Raw genomic sequence first — 17,941 nt, forward strand, 5'->3', positions numbered from 1 at the left:
GGTTTTATTTTTCATAAAAATCTCTTATAAAATTTTCAAAATACTACCATGTAACCATTCAAAAACAACCTAAGCCCTTATAGAAAGGGCTTAGGTATACACCAAATAAAACTACTCTTTATCAAGTTCTGCTTGTGAATTTTCACTAGCAGCCCCAATATTTTTTTCCTCTGTCAATCCCGTATTCTCGCTTTTTCCTAACTCCACATCACTTTGAGCTTTACTTGATGCTGGTTCCTGATCTACGTTCGAAGTATTCTCCGTACCTTCTGAAACAGTTGGGTTCAGTTTTTCTTGGTCCACATTAGCAGTCACCATATGATCAAAATACCCCTTAAATCCAACAATATGATACATTTTTTCTCCGAAACTTTCACAATTATCGCTGAGAACTTGTTCATGGGAAATCTGCTGTCCTGGTGTAAGAGTATATTTTGTTCCATCAATTGTAATTGGTACATCTATACTGTAAATATTCTTTATACTTACGCTTTGAACTGCCTTACAGCTACTATCATACTGCACTTCCCCAGTTTCAATTTCCACTATTTCATCTTGCGTTGCATTTTGCAGACTTACAGTACTTTTTACTTCTGACGTAAAATAAGAATAAGTTCCTGCTGTACCATAGCCAACTATGAGAAAGAACAGTGCCGTATGTAAAAATAACGACTTTATTTTATTAATCTTCCTATTTAGATTCATAGAAATCCTCCATTAAACGACGCCTGCTGAAACAGGTCTTACAGATTGTTTATTCCATTTCCTATCATTTTTTAAAATACATCTTTAATCCTTCTCCAATATAAAACCCCAATTCCAAGAGCTAATAACATAGCCCCGAGAGCTAGATAAGTGAACATAGAAGTAGCCGTATGAGGAAGAGGGTTTGTTGGTTCTACTTTTATAACTGGATTTCCTGTTGAAGGATTCTCTCCTCCAGGCGATTCAGTGCCTGTAACAGCTTCAGCCCCTGTTGCAGTAAAGGTTCCTTTCAAGTTTGCTTGTTGAAATTCATTTCCAGCTGTTTCAAGTAATTTCACCTGTACTTGAAACTCGAATTTTTGATCCTGAGCTAATGTTGCTATGATTTGATTTTCTTTATTAAATTTGTTCATAAATTCAACAACAGAAATCCAATCACCTGTTAAGCCTGCTGAAGACATGTCAATTGCTTCACCATCATAATATGGTACCACTTTAACCATGTATTTTGAAAGCATAGACTGCAGCTCAGATTTGCTTACACCATCTTTTTCAACCCAAAAAGTAAAATTCGATGTAATATCTAAATTGCCGCTTCCACCATTAGATAGAATTACTGTAGTAACATCGGTCGTTCTGGAAGGAGCTAAGCGTGTTTGAGATTCAAAGAGATTTTGCACTTCTACATCACCGCTTTGTATCCGCAGCTGAAACACTTCATCGTCAGCAGCAAATACGCTTTGCAAATTACACCCTAAACTAAAACATAAAATCAACAAAGTACAGACTGCAAAATTAAGAAAGCTAACATTAAATCTTCCTCTATTTTTTTTCATAGAACATATCCCTTACAATAAATTTTTTATGAAAAATAGCCGGTTATTGCACCGACTATTTTTGTACAGAAATCACGAATGATTAGTTATTTGGAAATTTTGCATTTTCGTCAATTTGTTTTCCTTGGAATTCGAAGTTTCCTTTAAGAGTAGCACCTTGATATTCGTTGCCTGCATTCTTTTCTAACATTACATTTAAAACGATTTCGAATTTGTCGCCAGCTGCGAACTGTCCGGAATCTGCAGGGTTATTTCCTGTGCCATCTTTACCTGGAAGCCATTGATCTAAAAGTGGTTGTAAATCTTTAATCTCCACCCAACCTAAATCTGCAATAACTTCACCGTTATATTTTAATACAGGTTGTACTCTGTAACCTTTTAACAGATTTTTTGCTGGTTCGTTATCTTTTTCTACCATGAAATCGATTTTACCGCGAACGAACATATTTTCTTCACCAGTATTTACGATAGTAATAGTTTTCTCTCCAGTTTCACGAGAAGGTGCTAGTTTTTTTCCTTCTGGGAATAATGATCCTGCTTCTACTACACCATTATTTAGCTCTAAAGTAGTATTTTGTACTTCACCGCTTGCAGTTACTTGAGCTGTGAACCAAGAATATGTACCATACCCTCCGCCTACAACTAGTGCTCCAGCTAAAGCTGTTCCTAATAAAGCTTTTTTTACGTTTTTCATTTCTCCGTTCCTACCCTTCTTTTACTATAATATTTTGTACGAATTGACATGGTGTATTGTTATGTCTTCATTCGTCACCACTCCTTTATCTCAATAGATTGTCTATTTAATGCTGTATATCCGTCTCTTTTTTTCCGATTATCCCGAGACGCTGAAAAATTTCTAAAATTAAAAACATAAACAACGGAAATGCTACTAATAAAATGAAGCCTACTGGCCCTGAAACGAACTTGGCAACATATCCAGCTTTAGGAATACTGATGGCTTCTACCCCCAAGATGCTCTCTCTTGAAACAAAAACATCATCTTCTACGTTGTTGTTGTCACCTTTCGTTCTAAAAAATACTTTCCCGTCTTTTTCTTCTGTTTTCACAATTCTATGTGTCACCAAAATACCATCTGGATGCTTATAGGTTATAACATCATTTACTTTTGGTTCTGTATCAACATTGATGAGAACTATATCTCCTGCACTAAAAGTCGGCTGCATACTATTAGATAACACCGTTAACGGCTTGTATCCAAAAATACTTGGCACTTTTTCAATATTTCCTTTTGATTGAAAAACAAAGAAAAGGACAGCTGCAGCTGCAATAGCCAGTATCACCATGAATAACGTTGAAGTAACTTTCAATACTTTCCTCATACTAACCACTACCAATCTTCTGTTTTTCTTAAATGACAAAAAACCCCTTAAACTAACAAACTAACATAATATATTTCTTTAATATATAAAATTTTCTGAATTTAAACATTAACATATTCTTATTAATTACATTATAAAAAAAGAATACCTAAAAATAAAGTGAAAAAATTGTTTGTATTTCGATTTTTTAGACAAAAATAATCTTATTTCCTCTTCATCTCTATGTTAAACTCAATGCATTCTTCATTTTTCTTTAAATTCCTTCATATTTCGAGTTTTGATTAAACCTCTCAAAACAGTAATACCTCTCACCGTATCTCCAAATCTACTATAAAATATTACATTTTTTGACTACTTCGTTAGACAATATCATTCTACGTGAATACAAAAAGAGCGAATTTCTTTATTTAGAAATTCGCTCTTTACTATTAACGCATACGATTGTATAGCATAGCTTTTCTTGCTTTTACTCTTCGGATTTTTCTTACACGTAAACCAATAAATAAGATAAGCAGACCTGCAAACATAGTAATCAAAATTGGCTTATTAGAAGTTTTTGAGAAAATAGGTTTATGAAATACAGTATCTCCTTTTGCCAGCACATTCACCTTTTCTACAGACAAACCGTTCTTTTTCAGTTCTATCTGTCCGATCACTTCACCTTTTACAATACCTTTGCTGTAAAGTTTCTCCTCATTTTGAGCAAGAGGTGTAAACACCGTTTTGAACTGTTTCTCTTCTCCACCTCTCGTTTCAAGTACTATATTCCGTTCCAATTCGCCTTCTATCTGTTTATTAAGCAATGTTATATTCTGTTTCCAGTTCGTTTTATCTAACACTGTGTGTTTTTCCAGCTGCGGGAACACATGGTCAGAAATAATCTTCATATCTTCGTATATAATAGGATTCGCCGAAGCCATAACGACGTTAATAATCTCCTTATCATCTTGCTTATTGATTTCAATCAGCGTATTACGAGCTTGGCTTGTAAACCCTGTTTTCCCTGCGATAGTAGCAGGATTTTTAAAAAACTTGGCTTTATTGAATATTTCTTTTGTTTGAAGTGAAGTGGTTACCTTAGCATGCTTAGTATACATTGCTTTCATTAATTCAGGATGATGCATGGCTTCTCGTGCGATAAGTGCCATATCATACGGAGTTGTATAATGCTCTGGATTGTGAAGGCCGTTTGCCGTCACAAAATGACTATCCTTTGCTCCAAGCTGATTGGCTTTCTTATTCATCAAAGCCGCAAACGCCTCTTCGCTTCGCCCAATATGTTCACCAATTGCATAAGCCATATCATTGGCGCTTAGCACCATCAATATGGTCAATGCAGTATCCCTGTCCACTGTTTCCCCAGCTTTAAATTCAATTTGGTAATTGCTCTTCTCTTGCTCTAAAGCCTTTTGTGAAAATGCAATCCGCTCGCCCGGCTTTACATTTTCCAAAAGCAGGATAGCCGTCAGCACTTTCGTTATGCTCGCAGGAAATGCTCTCGCATGAGCACTTTTATCATACAAAATATCCCCTGTCTTCGCTTCAATCGATACAGCATATTTCCCAAAAACATCCGGTTGCCCCTGTGTTCCTTCCGCATAAAACACTTTCGGAAATAAAATTACCATAATACAAGTCAGTAATAAAATCCATTTGCCCCTTTTCTTCATACCTTCACCCGTATTTTCATATTTTTAAACGGCTCTTCCGTTATGATTACGTTACACACCTTCACTATTATAAAGATTCTCCATCTAAAAAGTAATGCCTTCATACTAATGGTATAAATTTCTATGAAAAGGGGTTTATATAAAAACTGATATGGGTAATTGCTTATTGAATGATTTTATTGCAGTAAAAAAATGGTTGCAGGTCTTCACTCAAATATGTATAATAGAGCTAATAGAAGTACTAGAAATATTGATGTACCTATAATTATCGTGATCCTGTAGCTCAGCAGGGAGAGCGCCACCTTGACAGGGTGGAGGTCGCTGGTTCGAACCCAGTCGGGATCATACTTTTTGAGAAGCGAAAACCCTTGATACATAAGGGTTTTCGCTTTTTCGTTACCCCTACATTTTCCAATGCATATTTTTGATTTTCTTCAAATTGCACAAAAACTGCACATTTATTTTTCATGTAAGAATTCCTCTTCAAAACGGGTCGCCGTTTTCCGTTGTATTTCTTGGTTTGTATGGGAGTAAAAATCCAGGGTGACAGCTACCCTAGAATGGCCTAATCGTTCTTGTACAACCTTCGGGTTTTCTCCCATAATCATCAAGATTGTGGCATGCGTATGTCGCAGACCATGAAATGTAATGTTAGGAACCCCGGCAACTTTAATCATACTTTTGAACGTTCGCAACAAGTTACGTGGAAATAAGGGGTTGCCTCTGTAAGTACAGACGACTAAATCATGATCAGCATACTCATGTCCTAACGTTTGCCGGATGGTTTCTTGCTTCCGCTTGTACTCCCTTAACTTCTCAACAACGAAGAGTGAAACATGAACATCACGCAGTGAGCTTAATGTTTTTAGTTCTTTTATATCTATTCCACTACTGGTTTGAACCAGATTTTCACGCACATAGATGACGCCGCGCTCCAAGTCGATATGTCTCCATTTAAGCCCTAATATCTCACCTCGACGCATACCAGTAAAAATTGCAAGTAAAAATGGAATTGCACAGTTTCTTTTTTCGCATACATCTAAGAATCGTTTCGCCTCTTCTTTTGTCCAAATTTCTTTAGGCTTCTTTTTAATGCAAGGTGCAGTTACTCCATCCATAGGAGTCTCCCGCAATATTTTCCATTTTAAAGCTTTCTGGAAAGCTTTACTTAACGTGTTGTGCATGATTTTCACGTAGGCGGGTGATAACCCTTCCTTCAACTTCTTCGAATAAAACGTATCGATATCAAAGGCCTGTATATCTTTTAGCAGATACTGTTGGAAGTAAGGTACAATATGTACATTCACTACCCCTTTTGTTTTTTCAAAGGTCGTCGCTTGTACTTCCGCTTTATAAACTGTATCTAACCAATGATAGATATACTCTCCAAATAGTTGTTTGGAAGGCTCAAAGTATGTTCCCTCATTTACACCATCTTGAAATTTAGCAAGAGCTGCTTCCGCTTCACGCTTTGTTTTGAATCCACCTCGAAACACTTGTTTCCGTTTTCCTGTACCGGGATCCCGACCAACATCAATCCGAAATCCCCAACCTGTCCCTGTTCGTTTAACAGTCATTCTTTGTTTTTCTCCTCCAATCGTAGTTGAAGGCAAAAACGTGGTTAATTTTAGTTTAACCATACATTTTACTTTTCTATCATGTAGTTACTGAAATCCAACTATTTAAAGAATAAATACATTGTACCTAACTTATAATTGCATCAAACTTTGTATACCGAATACTCTATTCTTTTTAGCTTTATCGCAAAGATTACTACTAGACGAATCAGAAATACACAAAATTTTATACATGTTCAAAGCAGCTGCTCTCTTACAAAACATTGCTGGAACGAGATTGTATAAAACAATATATAATCCATGAATGATGAGCAAGGAAAAATCCATTACAGTTGTTGAATTTATAGGTAGACAAAACTTCCGAAAATGAGATGTTATATTAACTGGATATATATCATATTCACAAAAAATAACTTGTTCTTGTTCAACTAAATGGCAGGATAGTTCAACAAGAATTGGTTGTTTATGTACGATTGACCATATTTTATGATAAAATTTGTACGGTATAATTTGTAATTTTCCGAAAACTAAACATAGGAGGTAAGTTTGTGAGTAAAATCATTAAAGATAGTCCAGGATACAAAGTAGATATAGGCGGTATTGAGCTGTATTATGAATATTTTGGAGAAGAAAGCAATAGTCCAACACTTGTTTTTGATACTGGGTACGGATGTCCTTCAACTTATTGGGAATCAATTAAAGTTGGTGTATCTAAATTGTCTAAAGTAGTTATGTATGACCGTTCCGGCATTGGAAAAAGCCAAAAAGATGAAAGGTCTCGTAGTAGCAAACAAATTGTTGAAGATTTACGTACTTTACTTCAACAAGAGGAAATTAAGCCTCCATATGTACTAGTAGGTCACTCATTTGGTGGAATTAATGTTAGATTATATGCTGACATATATCCAGAAGAAATTGCTGCGGTTATTCTTCTAGACTCCTCTCATGCAGATCAAAACGAAAAAATGGTACATCTTTTTAGTAAAGAAGTACAAGAAGATTATTTTAAAGGATTTGAATATGAAATCTCTCTAAGCCAATTTGAAGAAAGTTTGGAACAAGTCCGTGCAGTCACATCATTAGGTAACATACCGCTTACAGTTGTTACAGGAGGAACACAACCCCATCATACTGCTGAATCCATGGCTGTTTGGATGGAATTCCAAAAGGAATTAGCAGGCTTATCAAATAATAGCCAGCACATTATTATTAACGATGCTGGTCATAGTATTCACATGAGTCACCCTGAAAATGTAATAAACATAATTAATGAAGTACTAAAAAATCTAAAAAACTAGATTTTCTTTTTATATTGGCTCTGTTAAATTTAAATGTTGATTTTTGAGAAAAAAAATAGACCACATTTTTTGTGGTCTTATCTTTTTTGATACAACTAAACATCAATTAGTGCTTTAATTTCTTTACAATTTTAACGATTGCAAAAATAGTTGCAAATAAAACAGCTAAAATAATTAATGAATTTAATAGACTAAAATTAAAGTTAACCATTTTTTTCTCCTTTTTTACATAATTACTGGGTATATTCGACATAAATAATTAATTTCCCTGTTCGATTATCCTGCCATTATTGAATATGAAAATCAACAATATACTTTAACAGAACCTTTATATTATAAATACATAGATTTTTTTCTAATTCTTATGTAACTAATACTTGAACAAGAATACGAGTCGCAAACCCGACTTTTTTATTGGACAAACCAGAAAAATTATATTTTTAAAGGTGAAAAGAATTATATATCGAAATTTTATTAAAATCTTAATTGGTATGAGAATAGCAGGAAAGTAATTGCGGGGGAGAAAGAAATGAAATTAGATGCAATAATTGCAGCAAAACGTTTTGTTAATGAGTTTCATAGAGATTGCCAGTTTGCATTGTTGGCAGGTAGTGTATCGAAGGGATTAGCAACAGAAAGTTCCGATTTAGATATCATCGTTTTTTATGAAGATTGTCCTAATACGAGAGAAAGTTATGTGAGATATGATTGGAAAATTGAATCGTTTGTACATAATCATTTATCCTATAAAGAATACTTTGCAAAAGAAAAACAAAGTGGACGACCTGTTTTAGCTAGTATGATCAAAGATGGAATTGTTTTAAAGGAACATCCTGTGATTAATTCTATAAAACAAGTTGCAGTTGATTATTTAAATGAAGGTCCAGAATCATTAACGCCTGAATTTATTCGATTATCGCGTTATTTTGTGTATGATTTACTTGATGATTTTGTTGATTCAAAAAATGATGAAGAGGCTATGATGACACTTAATTTACTTTCCATACAAGTTGCAGATTTTATTCTGCGAGTTAACAATCAGTGGACTGGACGTGGGAAAGGTTTAGTAAGAGCATTTAAGGAGTTTGATGAATCTTTCTCTGAAAGGTATTTCAACACCTTAGATGAGTATTTTAGAAATGGAAATAAACAGCCATTTGTTGAACTAGTCAATGAAGTCTACGTGCCACTAGGTGGACAGCTTTTTGATGGATTTAAACAATAAAATGGAAGCTTCGTATGCAACTAATGGCAGATTAGTTGAACAAGGAATCATTAATATTATAGAAAATATTGATATATTACACTTACTTGAAGTAAGTAGATTTTTGGAGGAATAGGTAAATGAATGAAGTAAAAAAAAATGAAGTAAATCAAAAAATTGATATAGGTGGAATCGAGCTTTATTATGAGTTTTTTGGAGAAAAAAATGCAAATGTAACTATGGTATTTGATTCGGGATATGGTTGGGATTTAACTAATTGGAATTCCATTAGAAATGAAATATCAAGATTTGCGAAGATGTTTATTTATGATAGGGCAGGTATTGGGAAAAGTGAAAAAGATGATCGACCACGTCATAGTAGGCAAAATGTTGAAAATCTTCGGATGTTACTTCAACATGCAGGAGTGAAACCACCCTATGTATTAGTTGGGCATTCATTTGGAGGAGCAAATGTTAGATTATTTGCAAGTAAATATCCTGAAGAGGTTGCTGGAGTAATCCTTTTGGACTCAGTTCATGAGAATCAAAATAAATTTATGGCTCCTTTATTTTCAGATAAAGTTAAAGAAGAATATTATGGTCAATTTAGATTTGAAGCCTCATTAAATGAATTTGAAGAAAGTCTTGAACAAGTCCGTGCATCTAAAACTCTTGGAAATATGCCTCTTCTCGTAGTTACTGGAGGTGACCAACCTTATCATACATTAGAGTCCTGGACTTACTGGACTGAATTTCAAGAAGAACTTGTTAAATTGTCTACAAATAGCAAGCATATAATAGTTGATGATGCTGGACATGCGATTCATATTGATCGACCAGATGCAGTCATTAAAGCAATAAAAGAAATGTATGAAGCTGTTCAATAAACAACAACAGACAATTTCCTAATACAACTAACGCATTGCGAATCATCAATAGAAGAACGCTTTTTCTTGTTCAGCATAATAGCAGGATAGTAGAATAAGAAGTGGAGTATTATTAATTATTGTTTGAAATTTGAAATTCTTAAGGTGAAGTAAACGGGAGAAAAAATAAATTGGTTAGAAAATCAAGTTTTTTATTGATATCAATTGTAATCATATTGCCTATCTACGGACTAGTTACAAACCGATTCTGGACTGTGATACCTTATTCATGTTTCATATTAGGAATAATAATTTTCACTTTGGTATTACAAGAGAAAGGTAAGTTTAAAAGGAATTTTTTCATTATGACAGGTAGCATCATTTTTCTTGGATTTATAAGATTATTATCTAACTAGCGCATGCTTTAGTTGAATAAGACTTCTTTAAAGCCATATCATCATTGATATGGCTTTTTTGTTTCAATTCAACTATATTTATACTTCTCTTAAATATTGGCTGTTTTCTAAAACATTGTTGTTTTTGGATATGTAATTGTATTTGTTTTTTATGTAATAGTTTTTATGGAGTTGGTCGCAATCATAGCAGCTATCATTTTCATTGTTAAATTCTTACGTAGAGATAAGAAAAAAGAAGAACACTTAAAGAAAATTGGAGAAAAATTCGATAAGCTTACTGAAGAAATAAAGCATCAGAAAATATAATGTAACCTTCTCTTTCGAAGGCTATGTTGCCTAAATAGCGAAATACATGGAGAGAGCTTTTAAGTTACTCTCCCCTGTTCATTCAAGACATACTAAAAATTATACTTTTGTATCTCCTTTAAAATTATTTTCCTGCTATTTAATTGCACGTTGACACCTTTCTCAAATCGATTTGCCATCTTACGTTGCATCTCCTGATTAGTATGAGAATAAACATCCAAAGTAACCCCTACTCTAGAATGTCCTAATCGTTCTGCAATGGCCTTAGGATTCTCCCCTAAAGCCATTAAGATTGTGGCATGCGTATGCCTGAGTCCGTGAAACGACATCTTTGGAACTTTTGCAAGTTTGATAGTCTCACTAAACTTTCTCAGTAAATTCCGTGGATATACTGGGTTCCCGTTCAATGTGCAAACAACGAAATCCTGATCAATATACGCTTTCCCTAATCGTTCTTTCCATTTCCCTTGCTCATTTCTGTACTTCTTAAGCACCTCAACAACTGTTGTCGAAATATGAACATCTCTCAGAGAGCTACTGGTTTTTAAATCTTTCAATATTAAGCCTGTACGAGTTTGAACCAAATTTTCTCGAACATAGATTACTCCCTTCTTCAAATCTATGTTTCTCCATTTTAAGCCCAATATCTCTCCACGACGCATTCCTGTAAAGATACCTAACATAAAAGGGACCAATGCATTCCACTCAGTACAGGTATCCAAAAAGCGATTTGCCTCTTCGACTGTCCAAACTTCTTTAGATGTTTTAGGTACTGTTGGCGCTGTTACTCCTTTCACTGGGTTCTCCCTAATTAATTCCCATTTTATCGCTTTTTGAAAAGCTTTGCTTAACGCGTTATGCATGACCTTTACATATGCCGGCGACAGCCCTGTTTTTATCTTTTCAGTGTAAAATTGATCAATATGAAAAGCTTTGATTTCATGTAACGAAAAGTATTGAAAGAATGGTATGATATGTGAAGTAACTACTCCTTCTACTTTTTCAAAGGTAGTAATTTGCACTTCATTCTTATATGAGTTCAGTAACCAGTAGTCAATGTAATCTCCAAATAATTGCTTTGAAGGTTCAAAATACTTTCCTTGATTTAATTCTAATTTAATTTTTGCGAGAGCTGCTTCCGCTTCTCTTTTTGTTTTGAAGCCACTTCTATACACTTGCTTACGCTTCCCTGTTTTTGGATTCCGCCCAGCATCTATCCGAAATCCCCATTTCTCTCCAATCCGCTTTACCGACATTTCAAATCCCCCTACTTTTATCAAATGTTAGACATGCTGTTTAGCCAGTTATAGAATTCATGCCGGAGTACGCGCTTAGACCTCCCTATACGAATAAGAGGAAAGTCTGTTCTTTCCATGACTGTATATGCCGTAGGTAATGAAACTCGTAAAATATCTGCAATATCATTTGCTGTTAGGATTTCATAATTGGACTTCATATTATAACTCCTCCATTGTTGTTAAATTGATGCGTGTTATGTTTAGGAGTTCGATTTTTTGTCTACAATATGATTAAAGGGTTCGATTTTTCATTCAAATTCTGATCAAAAATTGGATGATAAACCGAACCAACGGGTTAAGAAGTCATTGATTTCAAAGGGTCATGTCTCTTGAGCCTCCATTAACATTCCCATTAAAATTCAAAAGTTCGATTTATCATCTAAATTTAAAGACACACTTTCGATTTTTTATCCAATGCTATTCTCTCTTGGTTGATAGAGGAACTTTAAAGGATTTATACTATATTCAACGGAAAACCTACCTTGTTTATTGATACTAACTCTTTGAATAAAATACAAAGTAATCAGACGATTTTCTGTGTTAGATAAACTATTTAAAGTTAATCGTTCAAAACGCTCTAAAAAAACGTTTAGCTCTGAATCACGCAAGAGCAACTCCATTTCTAAAATACGGAGATTTACTTCTTGAAATTCTGATAGTACTTGTTGTTTTGCATTTTCAACAGCTATTAATAAATCTGCATTATCCAAATTATGAGCATGCTGCTCATTGTACTCAATCCTTTCTTTCTTCTCTTTCAATTGACTTAAACGGCTATGAAAGACTTTTAAAGTAGCATTTATATCTTTGATTACCTCTTTATGACGGAATTTCGTAGCACATTGTAACTTGTGTTCCAAATCCTTTAATAAATATGCGTTTACTTGCTTGGTATCAAGTTCATATTGACAGTGAGTACATTGATATTTCATGTAAGTATATGATTTTCCTGCCTTCTTAGTAGAAGCATTCCGATGTTGAAGTTGTTGTTTGCAAGTTTTGCAATATAGTAAATCAGCGAAAATAAATGGCGTGTCTAGTTTATGGTACTTTTTCTTTAATTCATTGTTCATTTGAACAACCTTATGCAATGCGAACGGAACAATTGGCTCATGAACATTCTCATAAAAGAATGTCATTTGTGAAGTATGTTCCATATCCCAAGCTAAATGCCCAAGGTAAGCAGGGTTTTTTAAAATATGCTCCACTGTACTGCTTCGCCAGACTCCATTTCTAGGAGATTCAATTTTTACTTCGTTTAATAAAGACGCAATGCTTTTCATTGAATGCCCCCAACTAGCTAGATAAAAAATAAATAATATAATAGAAGCATATTGATTGGGTACAAGAACCTTGTCTCTTACGTCATACCCATAAGGAACACACGCACCTGGTCTCTTTTTATTTTCACCCTTCAAGTTTCTATGGTGTGAATCAATAGTTCTTCTTGCCTTATCCATAGATTCTGCATTTGCTAAAATTAAAAATAACTTCACATCCAAGTCTTCTGGACTCCACTCCGTCCCTTTTGTTGTTGAGTAAAATTTCAAATGAGGTTTTGCTTGAATAACATCATAATAAAATTCGGATACAAACGAATATACTTTACGATCGATACGTGAAAAGTCATAAAAAATCACAGCATCAAAATCATTCTCTAAAATAGTCTTCTTCAACAGCATAAGGCCTCTTCTCTGATACGCTGACTTTTTATATGCACTCACTGCATCATCTTCAAAGATAAATTCATCTGCTAAAACATACCCTGCTCTCTTTGCAAATTCAGTAATTGCTAATTTTTGAATCTCAAAGGAATCGTTATCTTTCTGCTGAGAAGAAGAGCGTCGAATATATCCAGCTGCTTTTTTCATACTCATTTATCACAGCCTTCTAACTTTAGTATTCCGTGTCCTTCTTGTTTTAAGTAACGATTGAACAAGATTTCAAACTCAATCTTCCCCTCTTGAACGACTCCCTTTTTAATAATTAGCGGACCAAGTGTAAGGAACTCTTGCTTTGACAAAGATTTGTAATATTCATGAGTGATACTTTCTAATAAATATCCTATTTGAATCTTATTTTCTTCACATAATACTATCTGCTGATTTAGTATGTTATGGTCTTTCTTTAAATCCTTTAGTTGTGTTAATATAGCTTCACATTTTTGTGAATGAATATCTTTAAAATGCAATGTTGCTACATCTAATTCTTTCTGTTGAATAGCCGCTCGAGTTTGAAAGCGTTGATTTTCAAAACGCTTAATTAATTGATTTAAATATGTGATAGTTTGTTTTTCGATTTCCCTTGCTTCTAATCTACTTAGTACATGCTTGGTCACTTGACAAATACATGCATTGTACTCCTCCCCACTAACCTCTATCTTCTTATGTTTATTTGAGCAACTGTATGTTCCTGTTTCAGCATATGGATTAACTTTATATTTCATTTGCTTTCCGCATTGAACGCAATACGGGGATAATACATCTGTATTCCTTTGAGATTCTACGTTTCTCTCCATCCTGTTAATATATCCTTTAGTTTTCATTTGAACTAATTTAAAAGTTTCTAATGAAACAACTGGTTCAACGTATGCTAAGTTACTATAATGTCCATTCGTTTCTTCACTTGCTGCATAAAAACAATCAGAAAGTATCCTTACCAACTTGGGTATATTACTTGCTCCACCTAACCTCCTTGAAAAATTCATAATTAGCGTGAAAAATTCTTCTAGTGTTTCAATTTTGGCGGCTTCATCAAATAGTTCACACAAAATAAAACGATATTGATCATCAATAACATAGCTTTTTTTAGAGTTCCCCTTTTCAACCTTATATCCAAACTTCTTTACAGGAAGCCTTTTGTTTTTATCACGTATACGACGAGCAATCCCTTTTCCCTCTTCTTCAATAGCAATAGCATTGAAGCCCTCTGTTAAGTAGTTATTACTGAATGGAGGATAACTGAAGTCTGTTGTAGTAAATACTACTTTAATGTTATTTGAGAGAAACAAATCGATTAGCTCAAAGTATTCGTAAAAATTCCTTGCTAAGCGGCTACGATCATAGACATACAATGCATCAACGTAGCCTCTTTTAATATTATCCATAACTTCGACTAATCCGGTACGTCCAGGTATTTTTACTTTATTTGCAGAAACTGCTACATCATTTATTTCAATAATGTCATTTTCGTTGTACTGTTTCCTATATTTCTCCTCTGCATTGATTTGCATCTCAATGCTTTGTCCATGTGAGCTTACACGTCGATAAAAAATCTTTTTTTTATCAACTGAAGCGTTTTTTCTATGCTTCATCATCGGTTTTATTCTCCCTTTCGTAAGTTCTTATGTAACAATTCATACAAAACTTCCTGTTTGAGATGCAGTGGTAAATCTAGCTGTTCTACAAATAAACGTGTAAACATATGATTCATCCAAATGTCTGCTATTTCATTTTCTTCCTCAATAAATCGAATCTCGGTTACCTTTTTCATCATCAATCTACCTCCTTATCGTGTCATCATAGACAGGAGGTAGATATTTTATACTCTTCTACAATTCTTCAATTTCTAATGGTAGAACCTGTTGTACACTATTATTCTCTCCATTTTCTTTTTCGTGATGAAGAATGACCGTAATAAAGCCAGTTTCATAACCAGGAACCTTCAAATCTATAAAAATTTTATTCATTTTGAGTCTTTTTCCTGTCCTTTAAATATTTTGCAAACTGCTGAATAACCATAGAAGATATATTATGTGTATCGGAAATTTCTAGACAATGTGTAATCCAAAGCTTATTTTGTTTTACAGTCACGTTGCACTCCCCCTTTGTTGTAGTTGACTTAGTTTCACCAAAGTAGTGTTGTAGATTTTATTCTTTGGAATTTTTAATAATTTTTTCAATTTAGCTTTTCTCCTTCTAAGTTTTGGGAGGTACTTGTCAAAAATAGATGGGTTTTTTAATTACAGAACAAAAAAATTATTCTGCTTTATTTTTTCATTTCGAGTATAGTTGTTTTAGAAATTGAATGCCAAGTGTTTTTTAAAATAAATTTTTTTATTTAAAACGTACTAAAATATTTTTATTGGACAAAACACTGCTAAATCTTATTCAAACTCAATTATTTCAGCAGTTAAAGAGCTCAAACATTGTTCTGTTTTCTCAACAAATACTTTTGTATGTAATTAAATAAAAGGCTTTGTTAAAAAATAGTCGTGATATTCGCAAAAAAATAGACCATCATTTTTTTGATGGTCTTCTTCAACTAACGCCAAGCGTTAGTTACATAAGTTTTATATAATTTGTTTCACTTTAATACCCTTGTTATCTCTATTTTGACTTATCACTTCACCAAATGTGCCCTATTAACCGAATTATTATTCTTGGTATAAACATTAAGATGTTACAAATTACTTCAAAAATCATTTCAAATATAAACTCAATCAAGGTATCTTTAAAAAAGCCATCTCTATTTCTTTTTTTCATATTCGAACTCCCAATAATCAATCATTGTATAACTTTTCTAAATCGGAATTACAAATTTACTTTTTTTAATTCGATTCTTCTTTTATTATACCATTTGGTTATTCCACTAACCTGTCATTTAGTCCAATAAAAAAAGCCGCTTTTGCGACTCATGATCCTGTTCAACTAAAGCATCAGTTGAACAAGAAATAGTTTGTTATGTAAAGTATGTTATCTTCAAACTTTAATAAAGATGGCTCAATTATTAGTTCTAAGTTCTATTTTAATTTCTTTTAGATTACCAACTAATTTCAGTGCTTTTCCGTATGGAAAATCCTCTACTATTATATAAGGTAGATTCTTTGATCCTTTTAGTAATTCACTTACTGTAATATCCAGTCCAAAAACACTTTTAATTTTCAATAAATCCTTTAACCCACCAATCGGAGTATCAATTAATACTATTTTACAGCTATTAGACCAGCTGCGTTCCTCTTGTATTTCATCAGTTTTAATTATGAAACCGTTGTTAGCCCACAGGGATAAATTTGAAGTTACTAATACAGAATTTGCAGGAATCATATCTCCAGCATCTACTACTAAAACCTCTTTTTCTTCGTCTCCTTGGTGGATAAGAAAAACTTGTCCGCCACCATCATCACCAATAGCTATATAGCCCTCTGCATATACCTTTGTTTCCCATCTTTCATTTCTCTCTATAATTTCTTCGGTTCCATAAATTAGCACCCCTTCTTCAGAAGACAGACCATTTGATACTTTAAGTAAATCTTTATACGAAATTGGTAATTTTGCATTCAATTCATTTTCGACTTTAAATATTTCTTTATCACTCGCTGGTGGCATAATTACTAAACCGTTTAAATTAGTTAAATCCATTTTAATACACCTTTCCCTTAAACATTTTATAGAATCTTATCTGTTATATTCGGGCTAATTTTCAACTGTCCTTGTTTAACTATACTGGCATTTACTTCAATAAAAAAACGAGCTGCAAAACAACTCGTGATCTTCAACTATCACATCAGTTAGTTGAATAAGAAAAATTATTTTTTAGCTACTATCAAAAACCTTTTAGAATTTGTACAAATTCCCTTTTTGGTTCGATTGTTTTCAATGAAATCATTCAGAATATCAAAGTCCTTTTCTTCTTGACCAAAACTAGAGATGATTGGCGTATGTTTAAGTAAGAATATAAGGTCTTCAGGTCTTTGATAATAATCAATAGCGTTGTAATCAAAGGATTGAACTCCAGTAAAACCTGCACCTTTAAGTTCCCTTATATATCTCTCTTTTAATGTTCCATCAGCTTCTTCAAAAGATTGTCCTCTGCCAAACGCTTTTTTCAAATTCCATTTGTCATGTTCACTGACTTGCTGAGTTAAAAACACACCATTTTCTTTGATTACCTTTGCTACTTCTGTCGCAACAAAAGAAGAATGGCGGCTCGACACAATATCAAAAAAGGCATTTGGAAACTCTAAGTATTCTGAGTCCATCTTGAAGAACCGAACGTTTTCCGCTTGTGCTTCTTTTAAATTATAATGCGCTTTCTCTATCATGCCGCTTGAATTATCGATCCCAATCATCAATAGGGCTGACGATGCAATGTATAATATATTCTCTCCTCCGCCCGTACCGATATCGAGCAGTATATCTGAACGTTTACACCTTTTATTTACTTCTTTGTAAAAATCCCATTTAACTCCCTCTGAGGTGCATTTTAATTTACTAAAATCCCAACCGTTTATTTTTCCAACCTTATCATAGAAGTTTTTATACTCTAATTCATTCATTTCATAGATCCACCTTTCAAATAATAAATCTATTCTTCTTCAACTATCCTGCCATTTACTTTAATAAAAAAAGAGCATATAAATGAGTCTCAAAATTTTTTTATTGAAAATTATTGACAAACTATTAGCTGGTTTAGTTGCATAAGAT

General features: G+C 33.5%; 19 protein-coding genes and 1 tRNA gene. 5 read left to right on the forward strand and 15 right to left on the reverse strand.

Annotated features, from left to right (window positions below; genetic code table 11):
• Positions 1-111: 111 nt before the first annotated feature.
• The 5 genes from J7Q84_RS02110 to J7Q84_RS02130 form a co-directional block, all read right to left on the reverse strand.
• Complete coding sequence (locus tag J7Q84_RS02110; RefSeq protein WP_209092735.1) at positions 112-705, reverse strand: hypothetical protein; 594 nt, start codon at positions 703-705, stop codon at positions 112-114.
• 71 nt (positions 706-776) lie between these two features.
• Positions 777-1,541: an LPXTG cell wall anchor domain-containing protein gene (locus J7Q84_RS02115; RefSeq protein WP_209092736.1), complete on the reverse strand. Its 765-nt coding sequence runs from the start codon at positions 1,539-1,541 to the stop codon at positions 777-779.
• A gap of 82 nt (positions 1,542-1,623) precedes the next feature.
• Positions 1,624-2,235: a hypothetical protein gene (locus J7Q84_RS02120; protein WP_209092737.1), complete on the reverse strand. Its 612-nt coding sequence runs from the start codon at positions 2,233-2,235 to the stop codon at positions 1,624-1,626.
• A 106-nt stretch (positions 2,236-2,341) separates the two neighbouring features.
• Positions 2,342-2,869, reverse strand: coding sequence for a signal peptidase I (locus J7Q84_RS02125; protein ID WP_209092738.1), 528 nt, complete (start codon positions 2,867-2,869; stop codon positions 2,342-2,344).
• 440 nt (positions 2,870-3,309) lie between these two features.
• The gene (locus tag J7Q84_RS02130; RefSeq protein WP_209092739.1) at positions 3,310-4,551 is read right to left on the reverse strand and encodes a D-alanyl-D-alanine carboxypeptidase family protein; all 1,242 of its coding nucleotides are present in this window, start codon (positions 4,549-4,551) and stop codon (positions 3,310-3,312) included.
• A gap of 272 nt (positions 4,552-4,823) precedes the next feature.
• Between J7Q84_RS02130 and J7Q84_RS02135 the strand changes: the two genes are divergently transcribed.
• Positions 4,824-4,896: transfer RNA gene (locus J7Q84_RS02135), tRNA-Val, on the forward strand.
• A gap of 113 nt (positions 4,897-5,009) precedes the next feature.
• Here J7Q84_RS02135 and J7Q84_RS02140 read toward each other — a convergent pair.
• A complete protein-coding gene (locus J7Q84_RS02140) occupies positions 5,010-6,128 on the reverse strand; it encodes a site-specific integrase (RefSeq protein ID WP_209092740.1) in 1,119 nt (372 codons plus the stop codon).
• A 548-nt stretch (positions 6,129-6,676) separates the two neighbouring features.
• Between J7Q84_RS02140 and J7Q84_RS02145 the strand changes: the two genes are divergently transcribed.
• The 4 genes from J7Q84_RS02145 to J7Q84_RS02155 all read left to right on the forward strand — a co-directional run bounded on the left by J7Q84_RS02145 (position 6,677) and on the right by J7Q84_RS02155 (position 9,517).
• A complete protein-coding gene (locus J7Q84_RS02145) occupies positions 6,677-7,426 on the forward strand; it encodes an alpha/beta fold hydrolase (protein ID WP_209092741.1) in 750 nt (249 codons plus the stop codon).
• 529 nt (positions 7,427-7,955) lie between these two features.
• Positions 7,956-8,651 carry a nucleotidyltransferase domain-containing protein gene (locus tag J7Q84_RS02150; RefSeq protein ID WP_209092742.1) on the forward strand — a complete coding sequence of 232 codons (696 nt, stop codon included), beginning with the start codon at positions 7,956-7,958 and terminating at the stop codon, positions 8,649-8,651.
• Positions 8,632-8,766 (forward strand): hypothetical protein, encoded by a 135-nt coding sequence (locus J7Q84_RS18480; protein ID WP_280635544.1) that lies wholly within the window; start codon positions 8,632-8,634, stop codon positions 8,764-8,766. The genes J7Q84_RS02150 and J7Q84_RS18480 overlap by 20 nt, the downstream gene beginning before the upstream one ends.
• A gap of 4 nt (positions 8,767-8,770) precedes the next feature.
• Complete coding sequence (locus J7Q84_RS02155) at positions 8,771-9,517, forward strand: alpha/beta fold hydrolase (RefSeq protein ID WP_209092743.1); 747 nt, start codon at positions 8,771-8,773, stop codon at positions 9,515-9,517.
• Positions 9,518-10,310: 793 nt separating this feature from the next.
• On the opposite strand, the gene J7Q84_RS02160 is transcribed toward J7Q84_RS02155, so the two are convergent.
• From J7Q84_RS02160 to J7Q84_RS02195, 9 genes are all read right to left on the reverse strand, one after another.
• Complete coding sequence (locus J7Q84_RS02160) at positions 10,311-11,474, reverse strand: site-specific integrase (RefSeq protein WP_209092744.1); 1,164 nt, start codon at positions 11,472-11,474, stop codon at positions 10,311-10,313.
• Between the two features lie 20 nt (positions 11,475-11,494).
• Positions 11,495-11,674, reverse strand: a complete 180-nt coding sequence (locus J7Q84_RS02165) for a helix-turn-helix domain-containing protein (RefSeq protein ID WP_209092745.1) — start codon at positions 11,672-11,674, stop codon at positions 11,495-11,497.
• A gap of 249 nt (positions 11,675-11,923) precedes the next feature.
• On the reverse strand, positions 11,924-13,393 hold the full coding sequence (locus tag J7Q84_RS02170; RefSeq protein ID WP_209092746.1) for a recombinase family protein: 1,470 nt from the start codon (positions 13,391-13,393) through the stop codon (positions 11,924-11,926).
• Entirely contained in the window at positions 13,390-14,832 is a 1,443-nt protein-coding gene (locus J7Q84_RS02175; RefSeq protein WP_209092747.1) for a recombinase family protein, read from the reverse strand. Before J7Q84_RS02175 ends, J7Q84_RS02170 begins: the two co-directional genes overlap by 4 nt.
• Before the next feature lie 5 nt (positions 14,833-14,837).
• Positions 14,838-15,011, reverse strand: a complete 174-nt coding sequence (locus J7Q84_RS02180) for a hypothetical protein (protein ID WP_209092748.1) — start codon at positions 15,009-15,011, stop codon at positions 14,838-14,840.
• Positions 15,012-15,066: 55 nt separating this feature from the next.
• Positions 15,067-15,204 (reverse strand): hypothetical protein, encoded by a 138-nt coding sequence (locus J7Q84_RS02185; RefSeq protein WP_209092749.1) that lies wholly within the window; start codon positions 15,202-15,204, stop codon positions 15,067-15,069.
• The gene (locus J7Q84_RS18485) at positions 15,197-15,328 is read right to left on the reverse strand and encodes a hypothetical protein (RefSeq protein WP_280635545.1); all 132 of its coding nucleotides are present in this window, start codon (positions 15,326-15,328) and stop codon (positions 15,197-15,199) included. The genes J7Q84_RS02185 and J7Q84_RS18485 overlap by 8 nt, the downstream gene beginning before the upstream one ends.
• 909 nt (positions 15,329-16,237) lie before the next feature.
• Entirely contained in the window at positions 16,238-16,876 is a 639-nt protein-coding gene (locus J7Q84_RS02190) for an SMI1/KNR4 family protein (RefSeq protein ID WP_209092750.1), read from the reverse strand.
• 167 nt (positions 16,877-17,043) lie between these two features.
• Positions 17,044-17,793, reverse strand: a complete 750-nt coding sequence (locus tag J7Q84_RS02195) for a class I SAM-dependent methyltransferase (protein WP_209092751.1) — start codon at positions 17,791-17,793, stop codon at positions 17,044-17,046.
• Positions 17,794-17,941: the final 148 nt, after the last annotated feature.

The organism is Bacillus sp. 165, assembly GCF_017742235.1.
Lineage (GTDB): Bacteria > Bacillota > Bacilli > Bacillales > Bacillaceae_G > JAGHKQ01.